Source organism: Actinoplanes sp. NPDC049316, assembly GCF_040677315.1.
In the GTDB taxonomy this organism is placed as follows: domain Bacteria; phylum Actinomycetota; class Actinomycetes; order Mycobacteriales; family Micromonosporaceae; genus Actinoplanes.
On record NZ_JBFAQM010000033.1, the window covers coordinates 75,335 to 95,342 of the forward strand.

Sequence of the window (20,008 nt, forward strand, 5' to 3'; positions counted from 1 at the left end):
AAGGGGATAGCCGCATTCTGACATGGGAGCGCTCCCAAAAAAAGGCGCGAATCGATTGACCCGGCCGCCTCCGCGAGGCATGGTGGGAACGCTCCCAATGACGGATGTCGATTGGTGGACACCCATGTCCCGTCTCGGAAAGTTCCTCGTGCCGGCCGTCGTGGTCCTCGGCGCCGGCCTGACGGTCACCCATGCCGACGCCGCGCTCACGCCCGCCGCGCCCGGCACGCTGGCGGCGAGGCAGATCGAACGGCTCGACCGCGGCCTGGTCAGCGTCCGGTCCGGCACCGGCAACCTGGTCAGCTGGCGCTGGCTCGCCACCGACCCGTCCGACGTGGGCTTCCACGTCTACCGCGGCGGCACCCGGATCACCTCCGCGCCGGTCACCGGCTCCACGAACTACCTCGACGCGGGCGCCGCGGCGGGTGCGTCGTACACGGTGCGGGCCGTCGTGGGCGGGGTCGAGCAGGCCGCGGAGGGACCCTCGCTGAGCTTCGCGAACGGTTACCTCGACGTGCCGATCCAGAACCCGAACCCCGCGGCGTACGCGGCCAACGACGCCAGCGTCGGCGACCTGGACGGCGACGGGCGCCTGGAGATCGTGCTCAAGTGGGAGCCGCTGAACGCCAAGGACAACTCGCAGTCCGGCGTCACCGACCCGGTGTACGTGGACGCGTACCGGCTCGACGGCGCCCGGCTGTGGCGCATCAACCTCGGCCGCAACATCCGGGCCGGCGCGCACTACACCCAGTTCCAGGTGTACGACTACGACGGCGACGGCCGCGCCGAGGTGGCCATGAAGACCGCCGACGCCACGGTTTCGGGCACCGGGCAGGTCATCGGCAACCCCAACGCCGACTACCGCAACTCCAGCGGGTACATCCTCAGCGGCCCCGAGTTCCTGACGATGTTCGACGGGCGTACGGGTGCCGCGCTGTCCACCGTGGACTACGTGCCGCCGCGGGGCGCGGTCTCGTCGTGGGGCGACTCGTACGGCAACCGCGTCGACCGGTTCCTCGCGGGCACGGCGTACCTGGACGGGCAGCGGCCCAGCCTGATCATGGCTCGCGGCTACTACACCCGTACCGTCGTCGTGGCGTGGGATTTCCGCAACGGCGCGCTGACCCGGCGCTGGACCTTCGACAGCAACAGCTCCACCAACTCCGGCACCGCCGGGCAGGGCAACCACCAGCTGGCGGTCGCCGACGTGGACGCCGACGGCCGCGACGAGATCGTGTACGGCTCCCTGGCCGTCGACGACACCGGTGCCCGGCTCTGGAACACCGGGTACGGCCACGGCGACACCCTGCACGTCGGCGATCTCGATCCGGCCCGCCCGGGGCTCGAGGTGTTCAAGGTGGACGAGGACGCGAGCAAGCCGTCGTCCTGGTTCGCCGACGCGCGTACCGGTCAGATCCTGTGGTCCACGCCGGCCGCCGGTGACAACGGGCGCGGCGTCTCCGGCGACATCTGGGCCGGCAGCCCGGGCGCCGAGTCCTGGTCCTCGCTGCCGAGCGGCGTCCGGAGCCCGTCCGGCGCGGTGGTCGCGTCGCGCAAGCCCGGCTCCACCAACTTCCTCGCCTGGTGGGACGGGGATCCGGTCCGGGAGCTGCTGGACGGCACCCACATCGACAAGTACGGGACCTCCGGCGACACCCGGCTGCTGACCGGCTCCGGCGTGCACTCGAACAACGGCACGAAGTCCACCCCGTCGCTCTCCGGCGACCTGCTCGGCGACTGGCGCGAGGAGGTCGTCTGGCCGACGAGCGACAACACGGCGCTGCGGATCTACTCGACCCCGGTGCCGACCGACCGGCGGATCACCACGCTGCTGCAGGACACCCAGTACCGCACCGCCATCGCTTGGCAGAACACCGCGTACAACCAGCCGCCGCACCCGAGCTTCTTCATCGGCTCGGGGATGGCGGCGCCGCCGCGGCCGGCAGTCGCCCGGTGAGGCGCGACGGCCCGCGGCCGGGCCGAAGGCCCCCGCCACGGGCCCGGCCGCGACGGCACCCGCCGGTGCCGGGGTGAGTGGACCTTTCTCACCGTGGCGAGGCCGCTCCTGGCCGCCGCTGTCCGGCGGCCCGGCGCTGTCAGGCTTGATGCCAGGGTGAAAAAGGTTCATCGGGACGACCGCCGGCGGGCGCCGCGGGCGGCGGCCGGGAGGAGAGGGCCCGGCCGCCGCCCGACCACGGCGGCGGCGAGCTGCCCCGCTGCCGCCGTGCCGCTCACGGACCCGGGCGGGGTTCCTTGCGGGGAGCGAGCGTGTAGCTGAACGAGATGACGAAGTCCACGAGCACCCCGAGTCCCCACGGGGCCGTCACGGCCCACGCCGGCGCCGCCCGCCGCACGTCGCCGACGAGTAGCGTGAAGATCCCCAGCACGGCCGCCGCGACGGCGTACGCGAGCAGGTGACGCAGCCACTGCCGGCGCTCATGCGCGGCGTGGGCCCTGCCGGTGCGCGGGGGCCGTACGGGAGCCGGGCCACCGGCGAACCGGTGCGCGAAGCGCTCGTCGGCCCAGCGCATCATCCGGTGCCCGAACGCGACCGAGACGCCGAGATACACCGCGGCCAGCCCGTGCGGCAGCCCGGCCCGCCCGCCGCCGCGCAGGTCCGCCACGGCCAGCCCGAGCAGCGCGACGTCGACCAGCGGCACGCTGAGCAGCAGCAGCGCGCCGAGCCGGCGGAGCCGCAGCAGGTAGCGGGCCGCCAGGCCGCCGGCCAGCAGCACCCAGAAGCCGACCTCGCAGGCGATGATCGCAGTGACCATGCATCCTCCCCGTTGTCGCACGACTGTGCTGCCTCCTTGATAACACAGTCGTGCGATAATCGGCGGGTGCCCAAACTCGTCGATCACACCGCCCGCCGCCGGGAACTCGCCTCTGCCGTCTGGCGCGTGCTCGCCCGCGACGGCGTCGCCGAGGTGTCGATCCGGGCCGTCGCCGCCGAGTCCGGCTGGTCCTCGGGCGCGCTCCGGCACTACTTCGCCACCCGGGCCGAGCTGCTCGCCTTCGCCTGCGAGGAGGTGATCGCGACGGTACGCCGGCGGATCGGGAAGCTGGAGCCCCAGGGCAGCCCGCGCGAGGTCGCGGAGGCGCTGCTGCGCGAGACGATGCCGCTGGACGAGCGGCGGCACCTCGAGTGCTCGATCGCCTTCGCGTTCCTGGCGCTGGGCCTGGGCGATCCGGAGCTGGCGCGGGTGCAGCGGATGCACTTCACGGCGATGGCCGAGCTGTGCCGCGCCGTCGCGCCGCAGGGCACCGATCCCCGGCGGCTGCACGCCCTGGTCGACGGGCTGAGCGTGCAGGTGCTCGCCGGCCACCTCACGCCCGCCGAGGCGGCCGCCGGGCTGAGCGACTACCTCGACGACTGCTGAAGCAGCGACTGCGGGTCCAGGCCGCGGATCGAGGCGTCCAGCACCTTCGCGGTGTGCGCGAGAGCGATCTCGCCGCCCAGGCGGCGTACCGAGGCGGCCACCTGCATGAGGCAGCCCGGATTCGCCGTGACCAGCAGCTCCGCGCCGGTGGCCAGGACGTTGCGGGCCTTGCGGTCGCCGAGCTCCGCCGCGGGCTCGGGGTTCAGGACGTTCCAGATGCCCGCCGAGCCGCAGCAGATCTCCGGGTCGTCGATCTCCTTGACGGTCAGCCCCGGGATGCCGTGCAGCAGCGCGCGGGGCTGTGCCCGTACGCCCTGGGCATGCCCGAGGTGGCAGGCGTCGTGGTACGCGACCGTCAGCGGCAGCGGGTGCCGTGGCGCGACTGGTCCCAGCTCGACCAGGATCTCCGACAGGTCCCGCACCTTCGCGGCGAAGGCGGCGGCGGGTTCGGCATACCGGGGGTCGTCGCGCAGCAGGTCCGCGTACTCCTTCATCGAGGAGCCGCAGCCCGCGGCGTTGACCACCACGTGGTCCACGCCGGCGCGGGCGAACGTGTCGATGAGCCGGCGCGCGAAACGCTGCGCCTCCTTCTCGCGTCCGTTGTGGACGCTGAGTGCGCCGCAGCAGCCCTGCCCGGACGGGATGACGACGTCGCAGCCCTCGGCGGCCAGCACCCGGATCGTCGCGGAGTTGACGTCCGGGAAGAACGCGCCCTGCACGCAGCCGGTCAGCACCCCGACGACCGCGCGGCGGGTGCCGCGGGCGGGGACGAGCCGCGGGGGAGCGGTCACCCGGCCCAGGCGCGGCGCGAGCGACTCGAGGGTGGCCAGCGTGGGGCCCAGCCGTTCCATCAGCCCGGTCCGCGCGACCAGGCGCTGCAGGCCGGACGCCTGATAGGCCCGCAGCGGCCCGCGTAGCAGCCGCAACCGCCGCGGGTACGGGAACAGCGCGAAGATCGCCGCGCGCAGGGCCCGCTGGGCCGGCGTACGGTCGAAGCGCCGCTCGACCTGCGCGCGGGTGTCCTCGATGAGCCGGTCGTAGCGCACCCCCGAAGGGCACGCGGTCACACACGCCATGCAGCCGAGGCAGCGGTCGAAGTGGCGCACCATCGACGCGGTCAGCGGTTCGCCGTCCAGGCCCTCCTTCATCAGGTAGATCCGGCCGCGCGGCGAGTCCATCTCCTCGCCCCACAGCGCGTACGTCGGGCAGGTCGTCAGGCAGAAGCCGCAGTGCACGCAGTCGTCGACGATGTCGGAGCGCGGCGGGCGGTGGTCGTCGAACGCGGGCTCGCCGGCCACCGGCCCGAGCACGTCGCGCGGACCGTCCTGCGTACCCCAGGTGCTGTCGACCACTAGATGCCTCCCACGAAGCGTCCCGGCGCGAAGTGGTGGCCCGGGTCGAACTGATCCTTCACGCGGCGCATGAGCTCCAGGCCCGGAACCGGTCCCCACACGTCGACCGCTTCCCGGACCTCGGCGGGCGCAGTCAGGACGACGGCGTGCCCGCCGGCCCGGACCGCCTCGGCACGCAGCCTCTCGACGAGGCGAGGCGCGTCCTCGGACGAGGCGACGGAGGCGTACAGGACCCCGGTGCCGGCCGAGCCGCGGATGCCGGTCTCCGCGGCGGCCCCGACCAGGTCCGGGACCTTCGACAGCGCGGCCGTGAGCTTGAGGCCGGTGCCGCCGGGCTGCCACGGGTACGCGCCCCACCAGGACGGCAGGTCGCCGCTGTGCCCGCCGAGCACCTTCTCCAGCCGGGCCGCCCGATCGCGGACACCCTCCGCGGTGCCCTCGACCAGCACGGCGACCGTGACCTCCCCGCCCGGCGGCCGGTCGACTTCCACCGCGGACGGCACGACCTGCTCCTCGCGGACCGCCGTCAGCAGGGCGCCCACCCCGGCGGCCGGGACCGTACGGGTCACCACCGCGCGCGCCGGCGGCACCGGGTGCAGGCGGAACGCGCACTCGGTGATCAGGCCCAGGGTCCCGTGCGAGCCGGTGAACAGCTTGCCCAGGTCGTACCCGGCGACGTTCTTGACGACCTTGCCACCGGAGCGCGCGACCGTCCCGTCCGGCCGCACCACCGTGATGCCGATGAGCAGGTCGCGGGCAGTGCCGTAGAGCATCCGGCGCGGCCCGCTGACGTTCGCCGCGACGCTGCCGCCGATTGTCGCGCCGGGCAGCGGGCTGTCCAGCGCGAGCTGCTGGCTGCCGAAGTCCAGCTCGGACAGCGGTGTGCCGGCGCGCACCACGGTGATGAGGTCGCCGGCGGCGTGCTCGACGACGCCGGTGAGCCGGTGGGTGTCGACGATCAGGTCGAGCCGCCGCGGCGGCATCCCCCAGTCGAGCTTCGTGCCGCCGCCGCGCACCACGACGGCGAGATCCTGCGCGGCGGCGGCCCGCAGCACCTCCGCCGCCTCCGCCGTGCTCGCCGGGGCGGCGACGAACCGCGCGGGCACCCCGGCCACCTGATCGTCGGCGGTCGCCGGCTCCCAGTCCATCAGAAGATCTCCGCGCCGGCGGGGGCGTCGGCCGCGCTGTGCCGCCGAGGCACCTCGCCGCACAGCCGCGGCGTCGGGAAGATCTTGCCGGGGTTGGCGAGCCCGGCCGGATCGAACGCGCAGCGCAGCAGCTGCATGGTCGTGAGGTCGTCGTCGCTGAACATCCGCGGCATGTACTTGGCCTTGTCGGTGCCGACGCCGTGCTCGCCGGTGATCGACCCGCCGTACTCGATGCAGAGGTCGATGATCGCGCCGGAGACCTCCTCGGCACGCTCGGCCTCGCCGTCGGCGGCGCCGTCGAACAGCACCAGCGGGTGCAGGTTGCCGTCGCCGGCGTGGAAGACGTTGGCCACCCGGACCCCGTGCGCACTCGCGACCTCGCCGATGCGGTGCAGCACCTCGGGCAGCGCGGTCCGCGGGATCACGCCGTCCTGCACGATGTAGTCGGGGCTGATCCGGCCGACCGCCGCGAACGCCGACTTGCGGCCCTTCCAGAACAGCGCCCGCTCGGCGTCGTCCGCGGCGATCCGCAGCTCGGTCGCGCCGTTGGCCTCGCACAATGCGGTGACCTGCGCGAACTGGGCCGCCACCTCGGCCGCCGGGCCGTCCAGCTCGACGATCAGCACCGCGCCGGCACCGGGCGGGTAGCCGCACGCCACGGCGGCCTCGGCCGCCTCGATCGCCAGCGCGTCCATCATCTCGATCGCCGCCGGCACCACCCCGGCGGCGATGATCGCGGAGGTGGCGGCCCCGGCGGCGTCCGTGGTGGCGAAGGCGGCGAGCAGCGTCCGTACGGACTCCGGCAGGCGGGTGAGGCGTACGGTCACCCGCGTGGCGATGCCCAGCGTGCCCTCCGAGCCGACGAACGCGCCGAGCAGGTCGTAACCCGGCGTGTCCGGGGCCCGGCCGCCGAGCTCCACGAGGTCGCCGTCCGGCGTGACGATCTCCGCGCCGAGCACGTGGTTGGTGGTGAAGCCGTACTTGAGGCAGTGCGCGCCGCCGGAATTCTCGGCCACGTTGCCGCCGATCGAGCAGATCTGCTGGCTCGACGGGTCCGGCGCGTAGTAGTAGCCGTGCGGCGACGCGGCCCGGGTGACCTGCAGGTTGATGACGCCCGGCTGCACCACGGCCCGCTCGTCGGCGGGGGACACCTCGAGGATGTCGCGCATCTTCGCCGTCACGATCAGCACGCCGTCGGCGTGCGGCAGAGCCCCGCCGGACAGCCCGGTGCCGGAGCCGCGGGCCACGAACGGGACGCCGGCAGCGACGCATTCCGAGACCGTACGCGCGCACTCGGCGGCGTCGCGGGGCAGCACCACCAGCCCCGGCGTGACCTTGTAGTGGGCGAGGCCGTCGCACTCGTACGTCCGCAGCTCGAGCCGGTCGGACACGACCCGGTCCGCCCCCAGCGCCGCGCGCAGCGCGGCGGCGAGCTCTTCCAGCGAAGTCATGGGCGACCTCCTGTTGGCCAACTTAGCCGCGGCCACCGGCGGAGTCGAGACGCCTGCCGAGGGTATCCACGCATGTCGATCTTCCCGTAGTGTCTCGGGCGTCTGGGAGATCCCCTGGGACGACTTCAGGAGGCATGCGTGCGCATACGCAGACGGTCCGCCGTCGCCGGAATCCTCGCCGCTACCACGATCATCGCGTCCGCACCCATCGGCGCGAGCGCGGCACCCGCCACCCCCTCGCCGGCCGCGGCCACACCGCTGACCGGCGACGACCTCGACCACGCGTACGACTTCGTCGACAACCGCGGCGGCAGTGCAGCTCCCACTGCCGGCCAGCGGTCGCTCGTGCGCGACGACAACCTCGTCACCCGCTGGAACAAGCTCGGCACCCCGTCCTCGATCGCGCCCGCCAAGGGCCGCCTCGCGGCCGGCCTGGCCGGCAACCCGGAGACCGTCGCGCGCCGCTACCTCAAGAACAGCATCGGCCTGTTCTCGTTGCGCGCCGCCGCGGTCGACCAGCTCGACACCGTCGCGCAGACCAAGGTCGGCAACGGCACCGTCGTGCTGATGCGCCAGCGGTATGGCGGCCTTCCCGCCGCGCACGACGGCCTCGTCGCGGTGGCGGTCAAGGGCGGCGACGTCCTGCGCGTCACGTCCTCGCTGAGCCCGCGCACCGGCAAGCCCGCCGCCGCGCGCCTCAAGGCGGCCGACGCGCTCACCGCCGCCCTGACCGACGCGAAGATCGCCCGCGCCGACCTGGCGGACTCCCGCGTGCGCCTGGTGGCCGTGCCGATGCCCGGCGCCGATCCGCACGCGGCGTACGAGGTCGTCGTCATGAGCAAGGACGCCGACCACCCGCTGGCCTACACCACGTACGTCGACGCGGTCGACGGCAAGGTGCTGATGCGCGAGAACCTCGTCAACTTCGCCGAGGACGACCCGCACTGGAAGGTGTTCCCGGCCACCCCGCCGGCCAGCGGCGCCGACACCCGCCAGCTCTGGTGCGCGACCGCCGCCACCGGCTGCGCCCGGCAGGTGCTCGACCCGGCGACGGGCAAACCGTGGGACGTCGACGCCGCCACGGGCACGCCGACGTTCACCACCCGCGGCAACTCGGCCGAGTCCGTCCGCCTCTGGGGCGACGGCAGCCCGGCGACGCCCGCGGCCACCCGCACCGACCGCGAGTACGTCTACCCGTTCACCAACCAGTGGAACACCAGCAAGTGCGACCCCACGACGCTGAGCTCGCCGCAGCAGGCCGACGTGGACGCCGCCACGGCCAACCTGTTCGCGATGCACAACCGCATGCACGACTGGTCGTACAAGCTGGGCTTCACCGAGGCGACCTGGAACCTGCAGAAGACCAACACCACGCCGTACGGCAAGGGCGGCGACGCCGAGCGCGGCAACGCCCAGCAGGGCGCCGCCACGGCCACCACCCGCAACAACGCCAACCAGGCCACCCCGCCGGACGGCATGCAGCCCACCACGAACATGTACATGTGGCAGCCGTTCGCCGGGTCCGCGTACCCGCCGTGCGTCGACGGCGACTTCGACACGACCGTCATCGGGCACGAGTACACCCACGCCATCAGCAACCGCATGATCGCCGGCCCGGACGCGGGCATCAGCTCCACCCAGGGCGGCGCGATGGGCGAGAGCTGGTCGGACCTCATGGCGATGGAGTACCTGTTCGAGAGCGGCTACACCCCGCGCGGGAACACGCCCTACGTCACCGGCGGCTACGTCACCGGCGACCTCGCCACCGGCATCCGCAACTACGACATGAGCGCCAGCCCGCTCAACTACTCCAACTACGGGTACGACCGCGGCTCGGCCGTGCACTCCGACGGCGAGATCTGGAGCGCGACGAACTTCGACGTGCGCCGCGCGTTCGTCACCAAGTACGGCTCCGGCACCCGGGCGCAGCAGGAGAGCTGCGCCGCCGGCACGACGCCGGTGACCGAGTGCCCGGGCAACCGGCGCTGGGTGCAGCTGGTGTTCGACTCGTTCCTGCTGGCGGCCACCGGCCAGCTCAGCATGCTGGACATGCGCGACAACATGATCACCGCGGACGCGCTGCGCTTCGACGGTGCGAACGCCGAGCTGCTGTGGAACGCGTTCGCCGCCCGCGGCATGGGCGCCGGCGCCTCCAGCGGTCCCTCCGACGCCGACCCGGTGCCCAGCTTCGCGTCGCCGTACGTGGAGAACTCCGAGGTCACGTTCAAGGCCCTCGGCGAGGCCGCCGGCAAGCCGGTCCGGCTCTACGTCGGCGACTACGACTTCGGCTCCGCGCCGATCGCCGACACCGACCCGGCCACCGAGTTGCCCGACACCGTAACCCTCGCGCCGGGCACGTACCGGTTCCTGGCCATCGGCGCGGGCTTCGGCCACAAGCGCTTCACCCAGAGCATCTACCCGGGGGTCACCTCCCAGGTCGGCGTGGTCATGTCCGCCAACCTCGCCTCGGCCGCGGCCGGCGCGACGATCAGCGGCGACGGCGCCAACCCGGGCCGGCTCACCGACGACGCCGAGGGCACCGCGTGGACCGCCACCGGCGGGGCGGCCGGGCGCCAGGTCACCGTGGACCTGCCGACCGACGCGGCCAAGCTGGTCTCCCGCGTGCAGCTGAGCGCCTTCCCGGGCGCCGGCGCGGCCACCAGCACGATGTACAGCACGATCCGTCAGTTCGAGGTCCTCACCTGCAACGCGACCACGGGCGCGGACTGCGCGAGCGATGCCGGGTACAAGGTGGCGTACACCAGCCCGGCCAACGCCTTCGACACCGGCCGGTTCCGGCCGAAGGTGCCCAACCTGGTGCTGAAGTCGTTCGCGGTGCGCCCGGCCCTGGCGACCCACGTCAAGCTGCGCGTGCTCACCAACCAGTGCACCGGCAACCCGCTGTACGCCGGTGAACAGGAGAACGACCCCCGCAGCGTCAGCGACTGCGCCACCGGCTCGCCCGCCGCGGGCAACGCCGTCGCCGCCGAGTTCCAGGTGTTCAGCAGCTGATCCACCGATCACGGGGGTACGCGTCGAGAGTCGCGTACCCCCATGACGCTGCGTCGTGAGGCGCGCGCCGAGAGGCACTTCACCGGGGTCTGACATCGCGGGGGCCACGATGTCGCACCATGTCGATCTTGCGCAGGCTCACCGCGGTCGCGACGGCACTCGCCCTGGCGGGCTGCTCGGCCGCCGGCGCCCGCGACCACGCCGCGGGCGGGGGGCCGTCGTGGGCCCCGGCGCCCGCCCCGTCCGGCTCGGCGAGCCCGCCCAGCGCGAAGCCCGACCGGCAGCACGACGGCTGGCGTGACTCCGACATCCCCGCGTTCCCGCCCGCCCCGCCGCCCGAGAAGATCGCCCCGGTGGCCGGTGGGAAGGCGCCGTACCTGCTGCGCATCCCGACGACGCAGAAGGTCGCCTTCATCACCATCGACGACGGCTTCGTCAAGCACCCCGAGGCGCCGAAGCTCATCGCCGCCGCGCACGTGCCGGTCACGCTCTTCCTCACCACCGACGCGGTCAAGGACGACCCCGGCTTCTTCAAGCCGATGATCGAGGCCGGCGCGGTGGTCGAGGCCCACACGATCAGCCACCCGAACCTGCGGGGCAAGCCGTACGCCGTGCAGAAGCACCAGATCTGCGGCTCCGCGGACCGCCTGGCGCAGTGGTATGGCCGCCGCCCGGTCCTCTTCCGGCCGCCGTTCGGCAACAAGGACGCCACCACGCTGGCCGCGGTCCACGACTGCGGCATGAAGGCGGCCTTCATGTGGAAGGAGACCGTCCACAAGGGCAAGGTCCGGTATCAGGAGGGGCACCGGGTCCAGCCGGGCGACATCATCCTGATGCACTTCCGCGAGGCGTTCGTCGACGACTTCCTCGCGGCGCTGCGCGCGATCCACAAGGCCGGGCTCACCCCGGCGCTGCTGGAGGACTACGTCTGAGGCCTTATGGGATGGGGCGGCGCATCGAGTACGTGACGCCGTGCAGCCGGTGCGGCTCGTTGATGACGTGGATGGCGGCCCGGTCGTACGCCTGCCAGCCGGCCGCGCCGGCCCGGTTGAGGTGCTTCAGGTCGTCGAAGCGCTCGTCGGTGCCCCAGCGCAGCACGCCGCCCGGATGGTAGAAGGTGGCCGTCCAGTCCATGAAACGGTCGGCGCCGAAGGTGCCCGCGGCGCGGTACTCGAGGCGTGCGTACTCCCAGTTGGTCACAGTCATGATTATCTCTGCGCAAAGCGGGGCCGCGCACCGTGGCGCGCGGCCCCGCCGTGGTGACTGTGTCAGGCCACGTTGACCGCGGACCAGGCGGCCGCCGTGGCGTTGTACTCCGTGCTGCCGGCGCCGTAGAGGTCGCGGGCGGCGTTGAGCGTGGCCACCCGGGCGTCGGCGTACTTGGTGCTGGAGGTCATGTACGTGGTCAGCGCCTTGTAGAAGATCGCGCCGGCCTTGTCGTTCCCGATGCCGGTGACCGTGCTGCCGTTGCACGTCGGGCTGTTGTACGAGACGCCGTTGACGGTGTGCGCCCCGCTGCCGACGGCGAGCAGGAAGAAGGCGTGGTTGCCGACGCCGGAGGAGTAGTGCACGTTGAGGTTGCCCACCGTGCTGCTCCAGCACTTCGCCGAGGCGCCGTCCTTGGACGGGTCGTCCATCCAGCGCAGCGGCGTGCCGTCCACCGAGATCTCCTCGCCGATCAGGTAGTCGCCGACGTCCTCGGAGTTCTTCGAGAAGAACTCGACCAGGGTGCCGAAGATGTCGCTCATCGACTCGTTGATGCCACCGGACTCGCCGCTGTAGACCAGGCCCGCCGTCCGCGACGTCACGCCGTGGGTCATCTCGTGACCGCCGACGTCCAGCGCGGTGAACGGGCCGTAGTTGGTGCCGTCGCCGTCGCCGTAGATCATGCAGAAGCAGCTGTCGGACCAGCCGGCGTTGTTGTACTTGTTGCCGTAGTGGACCTTGTTGTAGCTGCCCTTGCCGTCGCCGGCGATGCCCTGGCGGCCGAAGGTCTCCAGGTAGTAGTCCCAGGTCTCGGCGACGCTGTACTGGGCGTCCACGGCGACCGTCTGGTCGTTGCTGAGCGTGCCGGTGCCCCAGACGTTGTCGGCGTCGGTGAACAGGGTGCCCTTGCCGATGCGCCGGTTGTTCATGTCGGTCGTGTACGTGCCACCGCGGACCGGGTCCTTGAGCTGGTACGTCGAGCCGGACTTGGTGGTGTCCAGCGGCACGGTGCCGACGTTGTAGCCGGTGCCCGCGCCCTCGACGGTCTGCACCTCGCTCCACTTGTCGACGATCTTGCCGGAGTGCGCGTCGACGAGCACGTGCGTCACGCCGTCCCCGCCGGCCGGGTCGGGCACGGTGATCGTCGTCCGCCAGACCAGCACCGGGGTCGCGGGCAGCGCGTCCACCGCCAGGCTCGGGGTGGCGCCGGCGATCGCCGTGCCGCCGAGGGCCCTGGTCGCCGCGCCGACCGCCTTGGCCGCGCTCAGCGACGGCGTCGCCGACAGGGAGAGCGGGGCCTGCTGGGTCTTGGTCACGGCGCTCAGCGAGCCGGCGCCGGTGAGGTGGGCGATGACGTCGCCGCCGATGACGGGCAGACCGCGGTACGCGCGGTTTAAGTGCACGTGGCTCGCGCCGCTCTTCTCGATCAGCACGTCGCGCTGCGAGAAGGCGTCGGAGGCTCCCGCGGCGAAGGCGGCCGGGTGGCCGGCGACCGCGCTCGTGGCGCGGCTCGCGGCGAGGGCCGGGGTGACGGGTGCCGGCTCGGCTGCCGCGGCTAGCGTGGCGGGAGCGGCCAGCGCGGCCGAGGCGGCCAGCGTGGTCGCTGTGACGATGGCTCTGGTGCGCACCGTTTCTCCTCTCGTCCCGGCCTTGGTCGGGCCGGGTTGAGATAGAGCATTGTGAATGGTGCTCGGAATAGGAAGCCCTCGCCGTAAAAAGTCTGTGACGCGGCCCGAACGGGCAGCCGACTCCTCAACCGGGCCCGTCGCGCGCCGATCAGTGCGGGCATGCAGTCGATACCGCACGTCGGGATCCTCGGCACGGGCTCGTACGTGCCCGAGCACGAGGTCACCAATGAGGCGCTCGTGGAGCGGGTGACCGACACCACCCCCGAGTGGATCTCCCGAAAGACGCTGATCGAGGCCCGCCGCTTCGCCGCCCCGGACGAAGCCACCTCCGACCTGGCCACGGCCGCGGCGACCGCCGCCCTGCAGGACGCCGGGATCGCCGCCGACCGGGTCGACTACCTCATCGTCGCCACCTCGACGGGCGACTCGCCGCAGCCGCCGACCGCCTCGCTGGTGCAGCACGCGCTGGGCGCGTACCGGGCCGCCTGCTTCGACATCAACGTCGTCTGCGCCGGCTTCGTGTTCGGGCTGGCCCTGGCCAACAGCCTCATCGCCGTGAAGCCGGACGCCGTCGTGCTGGTCGTGGCCGCCGACGTGTACTCGCGCATCCTCGACTTCGACGACCGCCGTACGGCGATCCTCTTCGGCGACGGGGCCGGCGCGGCCGTGGTCGGCGCGGTGCCGGCGCCGTACGGGCTGGTCGACGTCGAACTGGTCACCCGCGGCGACGCGCACGAGCTCATCCACATCAAGGCCGGCGGCAGCCGCGTGCCCGCCTCCGCCGAGACCGTCGCCGAGGGCGACCACTACTTCCGGATGAACGGGCGCGGCGTGCGCGACTTCGTGATGGCCGGGGTGCCGCCGGTCTTCGCCGACCTGCTCAAGCGCGCCGGGGTCACCGCCGAGCAGGTCGACCACTTCGTGCCGCACCAGGCCAACGGGGTCATGATCCAGGAGCTGGTCGAGGCGGCGGGGCTCACGGCAGCGCGTACCCATCTGGTCCTGGACCGGTACGGCAACACCGGCAGCGGCTCGGCCGGCGTGGCGCTGGACACGGCGGCGCGCTCCGGCGCGCTCGCCGACGGCGACCTGATCCTGATCGCCGGCTTCGGCGGCGGCATGTCGGTGGGCGCGGCCCTGATGCGCTGGTACGGGGGCCGGAAAACGCCCACGCCGTAGTGTCGATCCGCGGCGGGCCCGTTCGTCGGAGGTGATGAACGGGCCGCAAGGGCCCCGCGAGATCGGACGGAACACATGGCCAGGTACCTGATCCTCATCTACGGCGACGAGCAGCAGTGGGACGCGATGACGCCGGAGCAGCGCGAGAACCACCACGCCGCACACGTCGCCTTCCGGGACGCCGCCGGCCCGGGCGTCCTGGGCGGCGGCAAGCTGCAGCGCACGGCCACCGCGACCAGCCTGCGCGCGGGCGACGGCGGCCCGGTGCCCACCGACGGGCCGTTCGTCGAGACCAAGGAGGTCCTCGGCGGCTACTACCTCATGGAGGCGCCCGACCTGGACGCCGCCATAGCCCTCGCGAGCCGCCTGCCCGAGGTCGCCGCGAGCCACAGCGGCGTCGAGATCCGTCCCCTCGTGGAGCGGAACTGACCGCCGTCGCCCAGGCAGTCGCGGACGCGCACCGGCGGGAGTGGGCCTTCGTGCTCGCCGCGACGGTGCGCGTCACGCGCGACCTGGACCTCGCCGAGGAATGCGCGCAGGACGCGTACACCCGCGCGCTGCAGGTGTGGGAGCGCGACGGCATCCCGGCCCGGCCCGGCGCCTGGCTCACCACGGTCGCCCGCAACCGCGCCACCGACCTGCTGCGCCGCGAGACCGTGCTGCGCCGTACGCTGCCGTTGCTCGTGGTCGACGAGGCCGTCTCCGGTCCCGGGGACGCTCCCACCGGTCCGGGGCCGATCGACGACGACCGGCTCCGGCTGATCTTCACGTGCTGCCACCCGGCGCTGGCCCGCGACGCCCAGGTGGCGCTCACGTTGCGGCTGCTGTGCGGCCTGTCCACCGCCGAGGTGGCGCGCGCCTTCCTCGTCCGCGAGGCCACGATGGCGGCGCGGCTCACTCGCGCGAAGAAGAAGATCGCGGCGGCGCGGATACCGTACCGGGTGCCGTCGGCCGAGGACCTGCCCGTCCGGGTCGGCGCGGTCCTCGACGTCGTCCACCTGGTGTACACCACCGGCCACACCGCGCCGGCGGGGGAGAAGCTGGTGCGCGACGACCTGACCGAGGGTGCCGTACGCCTGGCCCGCATGCTGCACCGCCTGCTGCCCGGCGACGGCGACGTGGCCGGGCTGCTCGCCCTGCTGCTGCTCACCGACGCCCGGCGCGACACCCGCGCCACCGCCGACGGCCGCCTCGCGCTCCTGGCCGAGCAGGACCGAACCCGCTGGGACCGCGACCGCATCGCCGAGGGCACCGCGCTGCTCACCGAGGCCCTCAGCGGCCGGCCACCCACCCGGTACGCCGTCCAGGCTGCCATCGCCGCCGTCCACGCCGAGGCCCCGACCTGGGCGGACACCGACTGGACCGAGATCTGCGGCCTGTACGACGTGCTGCGCGCCCTGTGGCCCAACCCCGTCGTGGACCTCAACCGCGCGGCGGCCATCGGCATGCGCGACGGCCCGGGGGCGGGACTGGCCGCCCTCGAACCGCTGCGCGAGGAACCGGCGCTGGCCGCGTACGGCTACCTCAGCGCCACCCGCGCCGACTTCCTGCGCCGGCTGGGTCGCTGGGCCGAGGCGGAATCCGCGTACGAGGAGGCGCTCGCGCTGGCGGGAAACGACGTGGAACGCGCGTTCCTGGCCGAGCGCCTCACCGAGGTCCGCGGAGATCGGCGCTGACCACTACGCTTCGCGTTCATGGATCATGCACGACCCCTCGAGGAGACGGCGGAGGCGGAGCCGAACGCCGTCGCGGCCGAGCGGCTGACCTTCTTCGGCGACGCCGTCATCGCCATCGCCATCACGCTGCTCGCGCTGGAACTACCCGTCCCGGACGCGCTCACCACCCACGACGTCCTGCGCCAGATCTCCGAGGCCCGCGGCGAGTACATCGCGTTCCTGATCAGCTTCGTCGTGATCGGCGCGCACTGGGGCGGCCATCACCGGGTCTTCCGCCACGTCGACCGCACCCGCGGCCCGCTGACGCTGCTCACCCTCGCCTGGCTGCTCATGCAGATCCTGACGCCGTTCGCGACCAAGGTCCTCAGCGCCGACGGGGCTTTCGAGTTCCGCTTCATCCTGTACGCGTCGGTGCAGGCGCTCGCCGGCCTCATCTTCATGCTGATGGTCCGCCAGGTCCAGGCGCACGTCCTGTACCGGCCGGGCACCCCGCCCGATCTGTTCCGCCGGGCCTACTTCGGGCAGGGCGCGCTGGCGCTCGGCTTCCTGCTGTCCATCCCGGCCGTCTTCGTCGTGCAGGATCGGGCGTACAACTTCTGGTTCGGCGTGCCGGTCGCGGTCGCCCTGATCCGCCGCATCCTCCGCAAGCGTCGCGAAGCCTCCGCGGCCCGTCAGGCACCCTAGGGCACGTCTTCGCCGCCGTACCGCCGCATGTCGTCGAACAGCTTCGCCATCTCCGACGGCGAGAGGGAGGTGCGGACGAGGCACACACCGGCCCTCACGCTGGGATCGAAGTCCTTCCCGCACGCCTGGCGCAGGTAGGCCTCGTCCGAGGACATCGGGGTCGCTGCCGACGCGGGTGCGGGCGAGGGCGCGCCTTCGGACGCGGGCCCGGAGCCACGCAGGAGAAGCGCCGCGCCCGCACCCGTGGCCAGCACGCCCACTCCTGCCGCGGTCATGATCAGGCGACGGTGCGCCCGGGTCCGTTCCGGCATGTGCCCCTCCGTCGATCGCCGGCCTGCACCGTAACGGGTGGCACGCCGACGGCCGCGGCCCGGGCCAGGCCTGCGAGATGGAGGCCTCAGCGGTCCGCGGGCGCGGACCAGTCGGGCAGGGTCGCGCCCGGGTGGCTGAAGGTCGCGAAGTCCGTCGTGTCGCGGAAGGCCGGGATCGTGTAGAGATCGCGGGCGTACGACCACAGGTGCGGGTACACGTGGAGTCCGGGATTGATCGCGCGTGCCGCGTTCGCGCCGACGTCGTAGCGGACCAGGGTGACCCACAGGCGGATGTCCGCCTCGGTCAGGGCGTCGCCGAGCAGGTAGCGGGTGCGGGACAGCCGGTCGTCGAGTTGTTCGAAGGCCTCCAGCAGTGCCGCGCGTGCCGGGCCGGTGCCGGTCGTCGCGGCGCCGGTGCCGTGGTTGACCGTGGGGCCGAGCCAGCGGTCCAGCTCCTCGATCCGGTCGCGCAGGTGGGCCGGGTACGTGTCCACGAGCGGGGTCGCCAGGTGGCGGAAGCGGGTGGCCAGGTCGATGCCGATGGTGTGGCTGTCGTTGCTGACCAGCCGCGCGTGGACGCGGTCCCACAGCGCCGGTACGGACACGTGGGCCTCGAAGCCTTCCTCGCCGGCCTCGTACGCCTGGCGCAGGAACGTGAAGCCGTTGACCGGGTCGGGGCCGTACTGTTCGCGGAACGCCCAGCCGCGGCCGTCGCGCTCGCCGTCCACGTACGACATGCTCACGACGTCGTCGAGGCCGGCCAGGGAGCGGGTGATGGCGACGCGGTGCGACCAGGGGCAGAACCAGCCGCCGTACACGTGGTAGCGCTGCGGCCCGGGGGTGAACTCGCCGTCGCCGGTGATGCGGCCGGTGAAGCGCAGCAGCGGCCCGGGGGTGTCGGGGACGCGGTACTCGCCGTAGGTCGCGGTGTCGACGGGCCCGGCGAGCCGGGTGGCGGGTGGAAGGTCGACCATACCGCGAAAGCCTTCTTTTTCAGTAGGACTTAGGCAACGGCGCTCTGAGTGGCCGCCACGGCCATCGTCGACCAGCGCATCGCGGCCATGACCGTGCCGGACAGGTCCTCGCCCGCGTACGCCGCCGCCACCTCGCTCAGGTCGCCACGCTCGTACGCGTTGACCACCCGCAGCACCTGGCCGAGCGGGCCGGTGCCGCGCTCCAGCGCCGAAGCCACCTCCGGGCTCAGCGGCAGCTGGTGCGCCACCGCGGCGGGGCTCATGGCCAGCAGGCCGGCGACCGCGGTGATCAGGCCGGCCATGAAGGCCGCGTCGGCGCTCGCGCCGAACGCCGGTGCGACGTTCTCGCAGAGCCGGGCCCGGGTCAGCGCCTCGGCCATCTGGGCCTCGGTGGCCTCGGCGACGTCGTCGACGACCATCAGCATCGCCCACTGCCGGATGTGGGCGAGGCCGAGCATGACCACGGCCTGGCGTACGGACGACACGCGGCTCGTCGCCCCCACGGCGGCCGAGTTGCTGGCCCGTAGCACCCGCATGGTCAGCGCCGGGTCGCCGGCGATGATGTGGAGGATCTTCTCCAGGTCGGCGTCCGCGGCGCTCAGCTCGCCGAGCAGCTCCAGCCGGCGCAGCTTCGACGGGGTCAGGCTCGTCGCGGTGAGCACCTGCGGGCGGCTCAGCACGTACCCCTGGCGCAGCTCGAAGCCGTACCGGTTGCTCAGCGCGAGGTGCTCACCGGTCTCGAGGCCCTCGGCGACGATCTGGATGTCGGGGAACTCGCGGCACGCCTTGACGATCTCGTCGAGGTGCGACCGGTCGCCCTGCAGCAGATCGAGCTTCACGTACGAGGCCAGCGGCAGCAGCCGCTCGTGCCCGGAGCCCCAGACGAAGTCGTCCAGCGCGATGCGGTAGCCCTGCGCGACCAGCGTGGTGATGCCCGTGACCACCTCGTCGTCGACGTCGACGGTCTCCAGGACCTCCAGCACGACGTGCTCGGGGCCGAACGGCAGGGTCAGCTCGCCGGTGAGGAACTCCCGGGTCATGTTGATGAAGCAGGTACGGTCCCCGACGACCTCGTCGATGCCGAACTCGGTGAAGGCGTTGACGATCACCTGACTCGTCGCGTACGTGTCGCGGCGGCCGGCCTCGACCGCGTCCATGCTGCCGCGGAACAGCAGCTCGTAGGCGACGACGTCGCCACGCACGTCGAAGATCGGCTGCCGGCCGACGTGCACGAGCTGAGTGCCCGGCAGCGGGAACGGCACCATGGGGTTCACGGCGTGACTGATCGGCCGCCGGGCCTCCGGCTTGAGGCTTCTGCGGCCCCGGGGCGTAGAACGGGGGCACTTCGGGAGCGGTCCGCGCCGGCGGCGGGCGGCCGCGCGCACCCGCCGCGGCGCGGGTCGGGCGGTCGCCGCCGCTCAGGTGAGCGTGTTCTGGTCGTGCAGCAGCAACCACGTGCCCGCGACGCGCGCGAAGGTGAGCGTCAGCACATACGTCATCGTGTACGGCCGGCCCTCCGCGTCGAGGTCGTCGTAAGTGACGCCGAGCACCGCAACGCCCGTGTCGCCGGCCTGCGTGCGCCGCACCGGCTCGAGCGTCCAGCTCCAGTCCGGATCGCCGAACCAATCGCGGTGGAAGGCGGCGACCTCGTCCCGGCCGGCGAGCAAGCGCCCGTTCGGGGCGACGAGGCTGACGTCGTCGTGCACGGTGGCGAGGAACGCGTCCAGGTCACGGGCGGCGATGGTGCTCAGATGGTGGTCGACGGCCTCACCGAACTGCATGCGTCACGATCTCCCTCTCGAAGCGATGCCGCAGCATGGCACGCGGGGCCGCCGGCCGGCACCGATTTACCGAACCCCACCCACCCGGCCAGCCCGCCCCATCTGCCCCACCCGGCGCACCCGGCCCGGCCCGGTCACCCCGGCCCGCCCCGGCCCGGGACGCTGAAGAAGCCGTGCACCTGCGGGGAGTGCAGGGTCATGGCGAGGATCCGGTGCGCGCCCGCGG

18 protein-coding genes are annotated in these 20,008 nt (G+C 72.8%); 8 read left to right on the forward strand and 10 right to left on the reverse strand.

Annotated elements, in window-relative coordinates:
* Window positions 1–124: 124 nt before the first annotated feature.
* A complete protein-coding gene (locus AB0K03_RS34720; RefSeq protein WP_364694122.1) occupies window positions 125–1,957 on the forward strand; it encodes a rhamnogalacturonan lyase in 1,833 nt (610 codons plus the stop codon).
* Between the two features lie 274 nt (window positions 1,958–2,231).
* Here AB0K03_RS34720 and AB0K03_RS34725 read toward each other — a convergent pair whose 3' ends face one another.
* Window positions 2,232–2,774 (reverse strand): hypothetical protein, encoded by a 543-nt coding sequence (locus AB0K03_RS34725; protein WP_364694125.1) that lies wholly within the window; start codon window positions 2,772–2,774, stop codon window positions 2,232–2,234.
* 66 nt (window positions 2,775–2,840) lie between these two features.
* Here AB0K03_RS34725 and AB0K03_RS34730 point away from each other — a divergent pair, with 66 nt between their 5' ends.
* Entirely contained in the window at window positions 2,841–3,380 is a 540-nt protein-coding gene (locus AB0K03_RS34730; protein WP_364694128.1) for a TetR/AcrR family transcriptional regulator, read from the forward strand.
* Here AB0K03_RS34730 and AB0K03_RS34735 read toward each other — a convergent pair.
* From AB0K03_RS34735 to AB0K03_RS34745, 3 genes are read right to left on the reverse strand one after another with little or no spacing between them, the layout of a single operon-like run.
* A complete protein-coding gene (locus AB0K03_RS34735; protein ID WP_364694131.1) occupies window positions 3,362–4,732 on the reverse strand; it encodes a heterodisulfide reductase-related iron-sulfur binding cluster in 1,371 nt (456 codons plus the stop codon). The genes AB0K03_RS34730 and AB0K03_RS34735 overlap by 19 nt on opposite strands.
* The gene (locus tag AB0K03_RS34740; RefSeq protein ID WP_364694134.1) at window positions 4,732–5,880 is read right to left on the reverse strand and encodes an FAD-binding oxidoreductase; all 1,149 of its coding nucleotides are present in this window, start codon (window positions 5,878–5,880) and stop codon (window positions 4,732–4,734) included. Before AB0K03_RS34740 ends, AB0K03_RS34735 begins: the two co-directional genes overlap by 1 nt.
* Entirely contained in the window at window positions 5,880–7,331 is a 1,452-nt protein-coding gene (locus AB0K03_RS34745; protein WP_364694137.1) for an FAD-linked oxidase C-terminal domain-containing protein, read from the reverse strand. The genes AB0K03_RS34740 and AB0K03_RS34745 overlap by 1 nt, the downstream gene beginning before the upstream one ends.
* A 138-nt stretch (window positions 7,332–7,469) precedes the next feature.
* On the opposite strand from AB0K03_RS34745, the gene AB0K03_RS34750 reads away from it, so the two are divergent.
* Window positions 7,470–10,343 (forward strand): M36 family metallopeptidase, encoded by a 2,874-nt coding sequence (locus AB0K03_RS34750; RefSeq protein WP_364694140.1) that lies wholly within the window; start codon window positions 7,470–7,472, stop codon window positions 10,341–10,343.
* Between the two features lie 119 nt (window positions 10,344–10,462).
* Window positions 10,463–11,275 (forward strand): polysaccharide deacetylase family protein, encoded by an 813-nt coding sequence (locus AB0K03_RS34755; RefSeq protein ID WP_364694143.1) that lies wholly within the window; start codon window positions 10,463–10,465, stop codon window positions 11,273–11,275.
* Window positions 11,276–11,279: 4 nt separating this feature from the next.
* Here the strand turns inward: AB0K03_RS34755 and AB0K03_RS34760 are convergent, their stop codons facing one another.
* Together AB0K03_RS34760 and AB0K03_RS34765 are read right to left on the reverse strand one after the other, a co-directional pair.
* Window positions 11,280–11,549, reverse strand: coding sequence for a hypothetical protein (locus AB0K03_RS34760; RefSeq protein ID WP_364694146.1), 270 nt, complete (start codon window positions 11,547–11,549; stop codon window positions 11,280–11,282).
* Between the two features lie 62 nt (window positions 11,550–11,611).
* Complete coding sequence (locus AB0K03_RS34765) at window positions 11,612–13,177, reverse strand: M4 family metallopeptidase (protein WP_364694149.1); 1,566 nt, start codon at window positions 13,175–13,177, stop codon at window positions 11,612–11,614.
* Between the two features lie 159 nt (window positions 13,178–13,336).
* On the opposite strand from AB0K03_RS34765, the gene AB0K03_RS34770 reads away from it, so the two are divergent.
* The 4 genes from AB0K03_RS34770 (at window position 13,337) to AB0K03_RS34785 (ending at window position 16,716) form a co-directional block, all read left to right on the forward strand.
* Complete coding sequence (locus tag AB0K03_RS34770) at window positions 13,337–14,356, forward strand: ketoacyl-ACP synthase III (protein ID WP_364694152.1); 1,020 nt, start codon at window positions 13,337–13,339, stop codon at window positions 14,354–14,356.
* Window positions 14,357–14,431: 75 nt separating this feature from the next.
* Window positions 14,432–14,785, forward strand: a complete 354-nt coding sequence (locus tag AB0K03_RS34775) for a YciI family protein (protein ID WP_364694155.1) — start codon at window positions 14,432–14,434, stop codon at window positions 14,783–14,785.
* Between the two features lie 50 nt (window positions 14,786–14,835).
* On the forward strand, window positions 14,836–16,032 hold the full coding sequence (locus AB0K03_RS34780; protein ID WP_364694158.1) for a sigma-70 family RNA polymerase sigma factor: 1,197 nt from the start codon (window positions 14,836–14,838) through the stop codon (window positions 16,030–16,032).
* 18 nt (window positions 16,033–16,050) lie between these two features.
* Entirely contained in the window at window positions 16,051–16,716 is a 666-nt protein-coding gene (locus tag AB0K03_RS34785; RefSeq protein ID WP_364694161.1) for a TMEM175 family protein, read from the forward strand.
* Here AB0K03_RS34785 and AB0K03_RS34790 read toward each other — a convergent pair.
* The 4 genes from AB0K03_RS34790 to AB0K03_RS34805 all read right to left on the reverse strand — a co-directional run bounded on the left by AB0K03_RS34790 (window position 16,713) and on the right by AB0K03_RS34805 (window position 19,782).
* Complete coding sequence (locus tag AB0K03_RS34790; protein ID WP_364694164.1) at window positions 16,713–17,027, reverse strand: hypothetical protein; 315 nt, start codon at window positions 17,025–17,027, stop codon at window positions 16,713–16,715. The genes AB0K03_RS34785 and AB0K03_RS34790 overlap by 4 nt on opposite strands.
* Window positions 17,028–17,113: 86 nt before the next feature.
* Entirely contained in the window at window positions 17,114–18,001 is an 888-nt protein-coding gene (locus tag AB0K03_RS34795; RefSeq protein ID WP_364694166.1) for a glutathione S-transferase C-terminal domain-containing protein, read from the reverse strand.
* 29 nt (window positions 18,002–18,030) lie between these two features.
* Window positions 18,031–19,266 (reverse strand): HDOD domain-containing protein, encoded by a 1,236-nt coding sequence (locus tag AB0K03_RS34800; protein WP_364694174.1) that lies wholly within the window; start codon window positions 19,264–19,266, stop codon window positions 18,031–18,033.
* Window positions 19,267–19,419: 153 nt separating this feature from the next.
* On the reverse strand, window positions 19,420–19,782 hold the full coding sequence (locus tag AB0K03_RS34805) for a nuclear transport factor 2 family protein (RefSeq protein WP_364694169.1): 363 nt from the start codon (window positions 19,780–19,782) through the stop codon (window positions 19,420–19,422).
* Window positions 19,783–20,008: the final 226 nt, after the last annotated feature.

Bases quoted from the DNA above. Each gene is read 5' to 3' on its own strand.
- AB0K03_RS34805 (WP_364694169.1), bottom strand. From the start codon at position 19,782: ATGCAGTTCGGTGAGGCCGTCGACCACCATCTGAGCACCATCGCCGCC.
- AB0K03_RS34720 (WP_364694122.1), top strand. From the start codon at position 125: ATGTCCCGTCTCGGAAAGTTCCTCGTGCCGGCCGTCGTGGTCCTCGGC.
- AB0K03_RS34755 (WP_364694143.1), top strand. From the start codon at position 10,463: ATGTCGATCTTGCGCAGGCTCACCGCGGTCGCGACGGCACTCGCCCTG.
- AB0K03_RS34760 (WP_364694146.1), bottom strand. From the start codon at position 11,549: ATGACTGTGACCAACTGGGAGTACGCACGCCTCGAGTACCGCGCCGCG.
- AB0K03_RS34785 (WP_364694161.1), top strand. From the start codon at position 16,051: ATGGATCATGCACGACCCCTCGAGGAGACGGCGGAGGCGGAGCCGAAC.
- AB0K03_RS34740 (WP_364694134.1), bottom strand. From the start codon at position 5,880: ATGGACTGGGAGCCGGCGACCGCCGACGATCAGGTGGCCGGGGTGCCC.
- AB0K03_RS34770 (WP_364694152.1), top strand. From the start codon at position 13,337: ATGCAGTCGATACCGCACGTCGGGATCCTCGGCACGGGCTCGTACGTG.
- AB0K03_RS34795 (WP_364694166.1), bottom strand. From the start codon at position 18,001: ATGGTCGACCTTCCACCCGCCACCCGGCTCGCCGGGCCCGTCGACACC.
- AB0K03_RS34790 (WP_364694164.1), bottom strand. From the start codon at position 17,027: ATGCCGGAACGGACCCGGGCGCACCGTCGCCTGATCATGACCGCGGCA.
- AB0K03_RS34745 (WP_364694137.1), bottom strand. From the start codon at position 7,331: ATGACTTCGCTGGAAGAGCTCGCCGCCGCGCTGCGCGCGGCGCTGGGG.
- AB0K03_RS34775 (WP_364694155.1), top strand. From the start codon at position 14,432: ATGGCCAGGTACCTGATCCTCATCTACGGCGACGAGCAGCAGTGGGAC.
- AB0K03_RS34800 (WP_364694174.1), bottom strand. From the start codon at position 19,266: ATGGTGCCGTTCCCGCTGCCGGGCACTCAGCTCGTGCACGTCGGCCGG.
- AB0K03_RS34725 (WP_364694125.1), bottom strand. From the start codon at position 2,774: ATGGTCACTGCGATCATCGCCTGCGAGGTCGGCTTCTGGGTGCTGCTG.